Source organism: Sporosarcina sp. YIM B06819 (genome assembly GCF_033485175.1).
Lineage (GTDB): Bacteria > Bacillota > Bacilli > Bacillales_A > Planococcaceae > Sporosarcina.
On record NZ_JAWLIQ010000016.1, the window covers coordinates 45327 to 57451 of the forward strand.

Here is a 12125-nt window from a genome sequence, read left to right on the forward strand (position 1 = left end):
AAAGGGGAGTCATCAACATGAAAAAGTTATTAACAGGTATTTTACTAGCAGTGCTTGTATTGGCACTTGTAGCGTGTGGAACAAAAGAGGTTAAGGACGATCAAACAAGCGGAAGTGGTAGTGGAGATACAGGTGAAACAGAAGTAACGACACTTACAATTGGCGCATCCAACGTACCACATGAGATTATCCTTGAAAAGGCAGCACCATTGCTAAAGGAAAAAGGTGTTGAGCTCAAAATCGAGACATACCAAGACTATGTATTGCCAAACCAAGATTTAGAATCTGGTGATCTTGATGCGAACTATTTCCAACACATTCCTTATTTCGAAGGACAAATTGCAGATTTTGGCTATAAATTCGCAAATGCAGGGGCTATTCATATTGAACCGATTGGTCTTTATTCAAAAAAGTACAAGTCAATTGACGAGTTACCAGACAATGCCGTGATTCTAATTAGTAACTCAGTAGCTGACCATGGTCGTGTATTGGCAATGCTTGAAGCGAATGGGCTTATCAAGTTAGCTGACGGAGTCGAAAAGATAAAAGCTGAAGTGAAAGATATCGTAGAAAATCCGAAAAACTTGCAATTCGATGCAAATTACGAAGCAGCTCTTATGCCACAACTTTATGCAAATGATGAAGGCGACGCGCTGTTAATTAACTCAAACTATGCAATCGATGCTGGTTTAAACCCACTTGAAGATTCAATTGCAATTGAATCTTCGGATTCACCTTATGTAAATATTATTGCTGTAAGAGAAGGCGATGAAGACAAGCCAGCTATCAAAACGTTGGTTGAAGTATTGAAATCAAAAGAAATTCAGGACTTTATCTTAGAAGAATGGGGCGGCTCGGTCGTACCTGTAAAATAAGTAGCACAAGGCCTCGTCAATCAGCAATGGTTGACGGGGTTTTTTTAGGTGATGGGAAATGATAATTATTAAACAAAATATAAGTCATAATAGTCGGAGGATTAAGATAATTATTAAATTAAAAAAGAGGTTACAATAGTGAAAAAATTATGGTATCATAATCGAATAAATACATGTGTTTATTTAGGGAGGACATAAAAATGAAGTTTAAACTTGGTCTTATATGGCGTATTGTCATTGCGATTGCGCTTGCAGTTGTACTTGGAATACTAACCCCGAAAATCGGAGAAGGTTTTGCAGAATGGTTTGTCAGTCTAGCGGCAACATTTAATATGATCTTCGGTGGATTCCTTAATTTTATTGTACCGTTAATCATCATTGCATTTATAGCACCGGGGATTGCGGAACTTGGAAAAGGGTCTGGCAGGCTTCTTGGACTTGCGACGGCATTTGCTTACATTTCGACAATTGTCGCGGGAATTATGGCTTTCTTTGCGGCAACAACGCTATTGCCGGGCTTTATTGACAGTATTGGTAGTGGTAAGGTTGGCGAAGCAACTAGGGAAGCAGCTACAGCATTTTTTGAGCTTGAAATGACACCAATTATGGGTGTTATGTCTGCGCTTCTTCTAGCATTCGTGCTGGGGATTGGGATGGCGTCTATTGGCAGTAAGTCGATGTTTGCTGTCTTCAATGAATTCAATGTATTAATCGAAAAAGTAATTTCATATATCATTATTCCACTATTACCGTTCCATATTTTCGGTATATTCTTGAATATGACATATACAGGACAAGTTACGAAAGTTCTTTCCGTATTTGCTGTGGTGTTCGTGATGATTATTGCACTTCATCTAATTATGCTGACACTTCAATATACGGTGGCAGGGACATTGTCAAAACGTAACCCGTTCGGCCTCATGAAAACAATGGCACCTGCTTATTTCACTGCAATTGGTACACAATCTTCTGCTGCAACGATTCCGGTGACATTAAGACAGTCGCGAGAAACGGGCACATCAGAGAAGGTGGCGAATTTTACAATACCACTGTTTGCAACTATTCACTTATCGGGAAGTACGATTACACTTGTATCGTGTTCAATTGGTGTCATGCTGATGAATGGTATGCCGATTGAATTTTCCGCGTATCTACCATTTATTTTTATGCTAGGTGTGACGATGATTGCAGCACCGGGTGTTCCAGGTGGAGCGGTAATGGCGGCAGTTGGGCTTCTGGCTTCGATGCTTGGTTTCGATGAATCAATGGTCGCTTTGATGATTGCATTGTACATGGCGCAGGATAGCTTCGGTACGGCGACAAATGTAACGGGTGACGGTGCACTTGCGATGATTGTTGATAAGTTTACGAAAAAAGAAGATAAAGTTTCTACTGGAAACTAATACTTTATAGAATAAATCGAAAGTCGATACCTTGTGTATCGGCTTTTTCAAATGATTAGAATTCTCAATAGAATAGGGATAAATGAAAATATGTGTAGCCGGCTAGAATGCTTGCATACAAGTCTTGAATTAAGGGCATTCAAATGAAATGGAACAGATTCTCAATGATTTGCAAGGCATTGATTAATGGGGTAAGATTAGAATGATACTAAATAGAGAACGATTTTCCGTTCATCTTTAATATATTGGAGGTATTGGAATGGCTACTTTGGAAATTAAAGGCCTTCACGTTGAAATTGAAGGCAAGGAAATATTGAAAGGCGTCGATTTGACGATCAATACAAACGAGATCCACGCAATCATGGGTCCAAATGGTACAGGTAAATCTACACTCGCGCAAGCGATTATGGGGCATCCCAAATATGAAGTAACAGCAGGTACAGTGACGCTTGACGGCGAAGACGTGCTTGATATGGAAGTTGACGAGCGTGCTCGTGCAGGAATCTTCCTTGGTATGCAATATCCAAGCGAAATTACAGGTGTTACAAATGCTGACTTCCTTCGTTCTGGCATTAATGCTAAACGTGAAGAAGGCGACGAAATTTCGTTGATGAAATTCATCCGTGAATTGGATAGCAAAATGGAATTCCTTGAAATGGACGAAGATATGGCAACACGTTACTTGAACGAAGGTTTCTCAGGCGGAGAGAAGAAGCGTAATGAAATCCTTCAGTTGCTTATGTTGAAACCTACATTTGCAATCCTTGATGAAATTGACTCGGGTCTTGATATAGATGCATTGAAAGTTGTATCAAAAGGCATCAACGATATGCGCGGTGAAGAATTCGGTTGCCTAATTATCACGCATTACCAACGTCTTCTTGACTATATTACACCAGACCATGTTCACGTGATGATGCAAGGTAAAGTAGTTAGATCCGGTGGTGCTGAACTAGCACATAAACTTGAAGAACAAGGCTATGATTGGATTAAAGAAGAGCTTGGCATCGAAGACGAGACAGTCGGGCAAGAAGTTTAAGAGAGGAGGACGATTCACAATGACGGTTGAAACTAAAGTGGCATTGACCGAACAGGACGTCCGCTCCTATTCAGCTCAAATGAATGAAGCTAGTTGGATGGCAGATTTCCGTGCAGATGCATTAGCGAAAGTGGAACAGCTTGCAATGCCAAAACCAGATAAAACAAAAATTGATAAGTGGAATTTCACAGAATTCCCTATTCATGCAGTGGAGTCATCGACGTATACTTCATTGGACAAGCTTCCTGAAGAAGCACTTGCTTTGATTGATATAGAGCAGCAAAAAACGATTTATGTTCAGCATAACAACACTCCTGCTTTTCTATCAGTATCAGATGAACTGAAAGAGCAAGGCGTTATCATGACGGATATTTTCACAGCATCTCGTGAACATAGCGATCTAGTGAAGAAATATTTCATGGCAGATGGCGTTAAAGTAGATGAGCATAAGCTAACTGCACTTCATGCAGCACTAATGAACGGCGGCGTGTTCGTTTATATTCCGAAAAATGTTGTCGTAGTAGAACCGCTTCAAGTGTTATTCTTACATGACGATGCGCAAGCTTCACTCTTCAACCACGTTCTTGTGGTAGCGGAAGCAAATAGTTCAGTGACGTATGTCGAAAACTATTTGTCAACAGTAGAAGAAGCGGCAGGACTAGCAAACATCGTTGCGGAGGTATTCACAGGCGACAATGCGAAAATCACCTATGGTGCTGTGGATGTACTGGCAGCTGGCTTCACAACTTATGTGAACCGTCGTGGAGTTACTGGACGCGATAGTCGTATTGAGTGGGCACTAGGTCTAATGAATGACAGCGATACAATTGCTGAAAACATTACGCATCTTGTAGGGAACGGTTCATCATGTGATTTGAAGACCGTTGTTGTTGGGCGTGGTAACCAACGCCAGAACTTCACGTCTGAAATCGTTCACTTTGGACTGGATACAGATGCTTTCATCCTTAAACATGGTGTTATGAAAGATGCTGCATCATCGATTTTTAATGGAATCGGAAGAATCGTAAAAGGGGCAACACGTTCAAATGCTGTTCAAGAATCACGCGTACTAATGCTAAGTGAGAAAGCACGCGGAGATGCAAACCCAATTCTTTTGATTGATGAAGACGATGTAACTGCAGGACACGCAGCATCTGTTGGTCGTGTCGATCCGTTACAACTGTTTTATTTAATGAGTCGAGGAATTACAAAACATGAAGCAGAACGTCTTGTCATTCATGGTTTCCTTGCGCCGGTTGTCAGCAAATTGCCGATTGAAGGCGTTAAGAAACAATTGACGGAGGTTATCGAAAGGAAAGTGCGCTAATGCTCAGTCAAGAGATCCGCAACCATTTTCCCATATTGAATCAGGAGATAAACGGGCATCCGCTCGTTTATCTTGATAGTGCTGCGACTTCACAGAAGCCTCGGCAAGTAATAGAAGCGTTAAGCAACTATTATGGCCTTGATAATTCGAATGTTCACCGAGGTGTGCATACACTCGGTAACCGAGCGACAGAAGGCTATGAAGGCGCACGTGAAAAGGTGCGCAAGTTCATTAACGCGAAATCGACGGAAGAAGTTATCTTCTTGCGTGGGACAACAACTGCGTTGAATACAGTCGCGCAAAGTTATGGGCGGGCTAATGTTGGTGAAGGTGATGAAATCGTCATTACCTATATGGAGCACCATTCGAACATTATTCCGTGGCAACAGCTTGCGAAAGAAAAAGGGGCAGTGTTGAAATACGTCGACCTTGAGGAAGATGGCACATTGTCAATTGATAAAGTACGTGAAGTCATCACGGATCGGACAAAAATCGTTTCCATTATGTATGTGTCCAACGTACTCGGTACGATGAATCCGATTAAAGAAATTACTGAAATTGCGCATGCGCATGGTGCTGTCATGGTTGTTGATGGCGCACAAGCTGCACCGCATTTGAAAATAGATGTCCAAAATCTAGACTGTGACTTTTTTGCTTTCTCGGGACATAAGATGTGTGGTCCTACTGGGATTGGTGTTTTGTACGGCAAAAAAGCGTTATTGAACAACATGGAGCCTGTCGAGTTCGGCGGCGAAATGATTGATTTTGTCGGGCTATATGAATCTACGTGGAAAGAGTTGCCTTGGAAATTCGAAGGAGGCACGCCAATCATTGCAGGAGCAATTGGTTTGGGTGCGGCTATCGATTTCTTGGAGGAAATCGGACTGGATCATATTGAACGGCATGAACATGAATTAGCAGGCTATGCTATGGAACGGATGTCGGAAATCGACGGACTGACGATGTATGGTCCGCTTGATCCGAAAAAACGTGCAGGGCTAGTAACATTCAATTTGAATGACGTCCATCCGCATGATGTCGCAACAGTGCTCGATATGAATGGTGTTGCTGTTCGGGCGGGTCACCACTGTGCACAGCCGCTCATGAAGTGGCTGAATGTATCAGCCACGGCACGCGCTAGCTTCTATATTTACAATACAGAAGCTGACGTCGATCGCCTCGTGGACGGACTCCGTATCGCAAAGGAGTATTTTAACGATGTCTACTAATAATTTAGATCAGTTATACCGATCCGTCATTATGGATCACTATAAGAACCCAAGGAACAAAGGGGTTCTTGCGGATAACAATATTACAATCGATATGAATAACCCAACATGTGGGGATGTCATCCATCTGACACTTCAAGTGGAAAATGACATCGTTCAAGATGCGAAATTTGAAGGCGAAGGTTGCTCGATCTCTATGGCCTCCGCTTCCATGATGACGCAAATTGTGAAAGGGAAAAATGTGAACGAAGCTACGAAGCTTGCACATGTTTTTTCGGACCTAATGCTGGGGAAAGATGTTGAAGACTCCATTGATTTAGGGGATATCGAGGCACTTGCGGGTGTAGCGAAATTCCCTGCGCGCATTAAGTGTGCAACACTCGCGTGGAAGGCGATGGAAAAGGGAGTCGGAAATGATTCCGACGCAACAGACTAAAGGAACGGAGGAATAGTAATGGCTAAAAAAATGCCGGATATCGGTGATTATAAATATGGTTTTGCTGATAAAGACGTATCAGTTTTCCGTTCGGAACGCGGTTTGACAAAAGAAATTGTTGAACAGATTTCAAACATGAAGGAAGAGCCACAGTGGATGTTGGATTATCGTCTAAAGTCATTGGAATTGTTCTATAAAATGCCAATGCCTCAATGGGGTGGCGATCTTAGCCCACTTAAATTTGACGAAATCACATACTACGTTAAACCATCTGAAGGAACAGAACGTTCTTGGGATGAAGTACCGGAAGAAATCAAGCGTACATTTGACAAACTCGGAATTCCTGAAGCAGAGCAGAAGTACCTTGCAGGGGTTTCCGCACAATACGAATCAGAAGTTGTCTACCACAACATGAAAAAGGATCTTGAAGATCTTGGAATTGTTTTCAAGGATACAGATTCGGCGTTACGCGAAAACGAAGAGTTGTTTAAAAAGCATTGGGGAACGATTATTCCGAACTCCGATAATAAGTTTGCTGCTTTAAACTCGGCTGTTTGGTCGGGTGGATCATTCATCTACGTACCACCAGGCATTAAGGTTGAAACGCCGCTACAAGCTTATTTCCGTATTAACTCGGAAAATATGGGGCAGTTCGAGCGTACACTTATCATTGTTGATGAAGGAGCAAGCGTGCATTACGTCGAAGGATGTACAGCACCTGTTTACACAACAAACTCACTGCACAGTGCGGTTGTTGAAATCATCATCAAAAAAGATGCCTATTGCCGTTATACAACAATCCAAAACTGGGCGAACAACGTGTACAACCTTGTAACGAAGCGTGCAGTTTGTGATGCGAATGCAACAATGGAATGGATTGATGGCAACATCGGTTCAAAATTGACGATGAAATATCCAGCAGTCATCCTTAAAGGTGAAGGCGCGCGCGGTATGACATTATCCATTGCACTTGCAGGTAAAGGCCAGCACCAAGATGCAGGAGCGAAAATGCATCACCTGGCACCAAACACATCTTCAACAATCGTTTCTAAGTCGATTTCTCAACATGGTGGGAAAGTAACGTACCGAGGAATCGTTCACTTTGGACGTAAAGCAGATGGTGCACGTGCGAATATCGAGTGTGATACGTTAATTATGGATGATAAGTCTACATCAGATACGATTCCATATAACGAAATCCTCAATGATAACGTGTCACTAGAACACGAAGCAAAAGTATCGAAAGTTTCAGAGGAGCAGCTCTTCTACTTGATGAGCCGAGGAATTCCTGAGCTTGAAGCAACTGAAATGATCGTTATGGGCTTCATCGAACCATTTACAAAAGAATTGCCGATGGAATACGCTGTTGAAATGAACCGATTGATTCGCTTCGAGATGGAAGGTAGCATCGGGTAATTATTATGTTGGAAAAACCGGTCCTAGTGACCGGTTTTTTGTCGTTGTGATAAAGTTAGGTAATCCAGATTGTTGTAAAGGTAGTCGAGTTTACAAAATTCATCGTACAATCCTCCAAATCAGTTCCGATTGCCGTAACAGTTTCACTGGCATATGTTAGAATAATACTAACGTTGCATTTGAAAGGGGGGCGAGGGGAATGATTCAAATCGGATTGACGGGCTGGGGCGATCATCCGACTGTCTATGATCCGTCCTCAACGGCAAAGGAAAAGTTGCTCGATTATAGCGCTCATTTTCCGATTGTTGAACTGGATGCTACTTTTTATGCGATACAACCAGAACGTAATATCCGCAAATGGATTGCCGAAACGCCGGATAATTTTCGTTTTGTTGTAAAGGCGTATCAAGGGATGACGGGGCATAATCGTGAACCACTGCCATATGCTTCGATTGACGAAATGTATCAGTTGTTCCGCTTATCCGTTACACCGTTACAAGAAGCGGGGAAGTTAGCGATGATACTTGTGCAGTTTCCACCTTGGTTTGATTGTACGAAAGATCATGTCGATGAAATTCAATTCGTTTGTGAAAAGTTGCAAGGCTTCGATATCGCAATTGAGTTTAGACATCAATCGTGGTATTCGACTGACTTTAGGCAAAAGACATTAGATTTTTTGCGCAAACTAAAAGTGATCCACTCCGTCTGTGATGAACCGCAGGCTGGTGAAGGCAGTATTCCACTTGTGGCGAGCACGACACGACCAGATAAAGTGCTCGTTAGGCTACATGGCCGTAATGTCCAAGGATGGCGTAACATATCCGGCGATGATCATGCGTGGCGTAAGGTGAGGTATTTGTATAATTACAATGAAGCTGAACTGCAAGAAATTCAGCGAACAGTCGAAAAACTGACAGTGGAAACGAAGGAAGTATTCGTTATTTTTAATAACAACTCTGGCGGACATGCAGCAAGAAATGCACAGCGATTTCAAAAAATGCTCAATATCAACTATGAAAGTCTGACGCCGAAACAGCTCAACTTTTTTGAGGAGGAATGGTAGTGGAATATCTTATATTGGCCGTTATTGGTCTAGCAGCAGGAATTGTCGGGGCACTTGTTGGCCTCGGAGGCGGCATCATCCTTGTGCCGGCGACACTTTTTGTCGGCATCAATCTGGGGCTGATTGATGGCATTACACCGCAAACAGTCGTTGGTCTTTCAGTCATTATGATGATTTTTACAGGTCTTGCATCGACACTATCTTATATGAAAACGAAAACAATTGATTACAGAAGCGGTCTCATCTTTTTCGCAGGGAGTGTTCCGGGAACTCTTGTCGGAGCATTTGTTAATAAAGGGCTCGATCTACCATCATTTAACTTTTATTTCGGAATTTTACTTATTATTTTATCGACGCTATTATTAGTTAGAAAATATTTAAAGCCTGTGAGTTGGTTCGTTAACCATGGTAAAAAAAGAACCTTTGTGGATAATAGGGGAGAGACATTTGTCTTTGGCTATCCGGTATGGTTTGCTTTACTGTTGACGTTTGGAGTTGGCTTTGCATCGGGTCTATTCGGAATTGGTGGAGGCTCCATCATCGTACCTGCAATGATTCTATTATTCTTGTTTCCTCCGCATGTTGCGGTTGGAACATCCATGTTCATGGTATTCCTATCGGCTATGGCCAACTCTATTACGCATATATCACTTGGCAATGTACCATGGTTGTACACGATACCCGTCGTTCCTGCTGCTTATATCGGTGCGAAGTTAGGTGCGATGTTAAATCAGAAGATGAAATCAGAAACGCTTGTTCTCGCATTACGAATTATTCTTTTAATACTAGGGATTCGATCGATTATCGACGGAATTATGGGGTGAGTTGCGATTAGTACAATAGAAACGATACACTTTTATCATACCAATGATATCCATAGTCACTTTGAGAATTGGCCGCAAATTAGTCGCTTGTTATGTGATAAAAAGCGTGAGCACTCGGCCAAGGGAGAAGCTTGTTATGTATTCGATATCGGGGATCATGTTGACCGCTCACATCCTTTTACGGAAGGGACAAATGGCCACGGGAACATCCGTTTATTGAATGAAGCAGGATTTGACGCAGTAACGATTGGCAATAACGAAGGCATTACAATGTCGGAAAAGGCGCTTTCTTCTTTATATAAAGATGCCAAGTTCGATGTGATTCTTTGTAATTTATTCGAAAAGGGTGGGGGGCGTCCGGCATGGGCGTTGCCTTACAAGATTTACGTGACAGAGCAAGGGACGAGAATTGGTGTTATTGGCGCAACAGCAGAGTACACCACGTTTTATGCGAAGTTAGGTTGGGAAGTGACGTCGCCTAGTGAAGGGTTAAAACGGGTTGCTGAGGAAATTGCAGGGCAAACAGACATGATCGTCTGCCTATCACATTTGGGGATAACGGAAGATGAAAAATTGGCAGTAGAATGCCCTGAAATCGACGTTATTTTCGGAGCACATACGCACCATCTTTTTCATGAAGGCAAGCTAATCGGACATACATTATTGGCGGCGACAGGGAAATATGGGGAATATGTAGGTCATGTGACGGTGCAAGTGGATAGCGATGCAAAAAAAATGGCAGCAAAGCTTTACAGGTCAGACCAGCTGACAACTACTGAACAAGACATTCAACAAGTGAATGCACTTATCGCATCAGGCAAGCAGGCAATGGCAGAAAGGGTTTTCTACAATCCGACAACACTGCCACAAAATTTATTCGGTTCGAGTCCATTGGCATCCTTTTTCGGCCGTGCATTGATCGCTTATACAAAGGCTGATTGTGCGCTATTTAATACAGGGATCTTTCTTGGTAGCTTAGACAAAGGTTGGGTGACGAAAGAAAGCCTGCATACGCTACTGCCACATCCGATAAACCCTTGTATCATCACACTAGACGGCGCCGAGTTGAAAGAGATTTACGAACTGTCTTTGAATGAAGAATGGCCGCATATTGAAATTAAAGGACTTGGATTCCGTGGGACGCTTATGGGAGCAATGATACATGAAAGATTGTACAAAAATCGTCATGGTAAGCTTTATGCGGGGAATCGGCAAGTTGTCGAGGGGCAGACGTATTCGCTTGCCACACTAGATATGTTTACATTTGGCTTTTTCTTTCCTTCGTTGAAAGAGGCGGAGAAAGACTACTGTATGCCTGAATTGATTAGAGATGTGTTGGGCTGGTATGGAACTGAATAAACGACTCCTTTCCTGCATAATGTAACAGCAGGAGGAGTCGTTTTGAGATTTCATGTGCAAAGTACTCGAAGATCAAGGAAGAAGAAACGAAAATGGTTACCGCTCCTTATTCCGGCGTTTCTAATCGCGATTGCCTTATTCTTATACATCATCAATATGAGACTTACACCTATCTATGTCCAATATGCAGAAGTACAAACGCGGATAATAGCCGCTCATGTCATTAACAAAGCTCTCACATCACGGGATTTTAAATTACCTAGCGTTGAAGAAATGTTTCCGGCAGGCACTAATGGTTCTACTGGGGTAATAACAATCAATGCGGAAGCCGCTAGTCGGGCAGTAGGAGATATACATGCACTAGTTGCTACTCATCTTAAGCAGGCTGAAGCGGGGAATTTTGATATGTTGCCCATGCAAAACAATATCGAATATGACCCGCAAGCAATGGAAAGTCAAAAGGGCATTGTATTTTTTGTTCCTATTGGGCAGGCGTTGAATATTCCCTTACTTGGAAATTTCGGTCCAAAAATCCCAATCCGCTTTCATGTCATTGGTGAAGTGCACACGGATATTGAACCGACCATCAAGGAATTTGGTATAAACAGTGCATCTGTCGAAGTAAATGTTGTTGTGACAGTGAACGTTCAAATTATCGTGCCGCTTGCAACGCAAGAAAGTGTAGTGGAACAGAGAATTCTGATTGCAATGGGAATTATTCCAGGAACCGTGCCTCCGGTCTTCAGTAATGGTGGAGGTGCTGCACCTAATATTGAAATTCCAGTCCAACTTCCAAAGCAATAGTGAATAAGACTTGAAAGTTAGCTGTTTTATTGTTAGGCTAGTATAGTAAATAAAATACCGATTGGGTAGAGGCTGCATTGCTTATCAGTCACACACGAGAGATTGACATCTATGACCGTGTGTAAAAGGAAGCTTTGCCGAAGTTTGATAGGATCGTCAAATCCATCAGGCTGGGGTTATTCCAAATAGGAATAACACTGTCATACATCGTTTGATGTGTGATGAGCTACATGTCGTACGTTAGATAAGCACTTTTATTTATCCAACAAACGCAACGTAGATAATGCCGGCTCCCCAAACACTTAATTAAGTGTCAAAAGGAGTCGGTTTTTTTATTCCCCCATGACGGG

11 protein-coding genes and 1 riboswitch are annotated in these 12125 nt (G+C 42.4%); all 11 genes read left to right on the forward strand.

Annotated elements, in window-relative coordinates; translation table 11 throughout:
- The first annotated feature begins 17 nt into the window (after nucleotides 1–17).
- Nucleotides 18–875: a MetQ/NlpA family ABC transporter substrate-binding protein gene (locus R2B72_RS12160; RefSeq protein WP_318616847.1), complete on the forward strand. Its 858-nt coding sequence runs from the start codon at nucleotides 18–20 to the stop codon at nucleotides 873–875.
- A gap of 200 nt (nucleotides 876–1075) precedes the next feature.
- Complete coding sequence (locus R2B72_RS12165; protein WP_318616848.1) at nucleotides 1076–2278, forward strand: dicarboxylate/amino acid:cation symporter; 1203 nt, start codon at nucleotides 1076–1078, stop codon at nucleotides 2276–2278.
- Between the two features lie 259 nt (nucleotides 2279–2537).
- Nucleotides 2538–3317 (forward strand): Fe-S cluster assembly ATPase SufC, encoded by a 780-nt coding sequence (sufC, locus tag R2B72_RS12170; RefSeq protein ID WP_412177837.1) that lies wholly within the window; start codon nucleotides 2538–2540, stop codon nucleotides 3315–3317.
- A 19-nt stretch (nucleotides 3318–3336) separates the two neighbouring features.
- Complete coding sequence (gene sufD / locus R2B72_RS12175) at nucleotides 3337–4644, forward strand: Fe-S cluster assembly protein SufD (RefSeq protein WP_318616849.1); 1308 nt, start codon at nucleotides 3337–3339, stop codon at nucleotides 4642–4644.
- On the forward strand, nucleotides 4644–5873 hold the full coding sequence (locus R2B72_RS12180) for a cysteine desulfurase (RefSeq protein ID WP_318616850.1): 1230 nt from the start codon (nucleotides 4644–4646) through the stop codon (nucleotides 5871–5873). Before sufD ends, R2B72_RS12180 begins: the two co-directional genes overlap by 1 nt.
- Nucleotides 5863–6309, forward strand: coding sequence for a Fe-S cluster assembly sulfur transfer protein SufU (sufU, locus tag R2B72_RS12185; RefSeq protein ID WP_318616852.1), 447 nt, complete (start codon nucleotides 5863–5865; stop codon nucleotides 6307–6309). Before R2B72_RS12180 ends, sufU begins: the two co-directional genes overlap by 11 nt.
- A gap of 18 nt (nucleotides 6310–6327) precedes the next feature.
- Nucleotides 6328–7725: a Fe-S cluster assembly protein SufB gene (gene sufB / locus R2B72_RS12190; protein ID WP_318616853.1), complete on the forward strand. Its 1398-nt coding sequence runs from the start codon at nucleotides 6328–6330 to the stop codon at nucleotides 7723–7725.
- Between the two features lie 199 nt (nucleotides 7726–7924).
- On the forward strand, nucleotides 7925–8788 hold the full coding sequence (locus tag R2B72_RS12195) for a DUF72 domain-containing protein (RefSeq protein WP_318616855.1): 864 nt from the start codon (nucleotides 7925–7927) through the stop codon (nucleotides 8786–8788).
- Nucleotides 8782–9612 (forward strand): sulfite exporter TauE/SafE family protein, encoded by an 831-nt coding sequence (locus tag R2B72_RS12200; protein WP_412177838.1) that lies wholly within the window; start codon nucleotides 8782–8784, stop codon nucleotides 9610–9612. The genes R2B72_RS12195 and R2B72_RS12200 overlap by 7 nt, the downstream gene beginning before the upstream one ends.
- Before the next feature lie 24 nt (nucleotides 9613–9636).
- Nucleotides 9637–10971: a bifunctional metallophosphatase/5'-nucleotidase gene (locus R2B72_RS12205; RefSeq protein WP_318616926.1), complete on the forward strand. Its 1335-nt coding sequence runs from the start codon at nucleotides 9637–9639 to the stop codon at nucleotides 10969–10971.
- Nucleotides 10972–11013: 42 nt separating this feature from the next.
- Entirely contained in the window at nucleotides 11014–11775 is a 762-nt protein-coding gene (yunB, locus tag R2B72_RS12210; protein ID WP_318616858.1) for a sporulation protein YunB, read from the forward strand.
- A gap of 58 nt (nucleotides 11776–11833) precedes the next feature.
- Nucleotides 11834–12012, forward strand: a riboswitch (Lysine riboswitch).
- Nucleotides 12013–12125: the final 113 nt, after the last annotated feature.

What these genes read in the sequence shown, in the direction of transcription:
- R2B72_RS12160 (WP_318616847.1), top strand. Translation starts at nt 18, where the DNA reads ATGAAAAAGTTATTAACAGGTATTTTACTAGCAGTGCTTGTATTGGCA.
- R2B72_RS12165 (WP_318616848.1), top strand. Translation starts at nt 1,076, where the DNA reads ATGAAGTTTAAACTTGGTCTTATATGGCGTATTGTCATTGCGATTGCG.
- sufC (WP_412177837.1), top strand. Translation starts at nt 2,538, where the DNA reads ATGGCTACTTTGGAAATTAAAGGCCTTCACGTTGAAATTGAAGGCAAG.
- sufD (WP_318616849.1), top strand. Translation starts at nt 3,337, where the DNA reads ATGACGGTTGAAACTAAAGTGGCATTGACCGAACAGGACGTCCGCTCC.
- R2B72_RS12180 (WP_318616850.1), top strand. Translation starts at nt 4,644, where the DNA reads ATGCTCAGTCAAGAGATCCGCAACCATTTTCCCATATTGAATCAGGAG.
- sufU (WP_318616852.1), top strand. Translation starts at nt 5,863, where the DNA reads ATGTCTACTAATAATTTAGATCAGTTATACCGATCCGTCATTATGGAT.
- sufB (WP_318616853.1), top strand. Translation starts at nt 6,328, where the DNA reads ATGGCTAAAAAAATGCCGGATATCGGTGATTATAAATATGGTTTTGCT.
- R2B72_RS12195 (WP_318616855.1), top strand. Translation starts at nt 7,925, where the DNA reads ATGATTCAAATCGGATTGACGGGCTGGGGCGATCATCCGACTGTCTAT.
- R2B72_RS12200 (WP_412177838.1), top strand. Translation starts at nt 8,782, where the DNA reads ATGGTAGTGGAATATCTTATATTGGCCGTTATTGGTCTAGCAGCAGGA.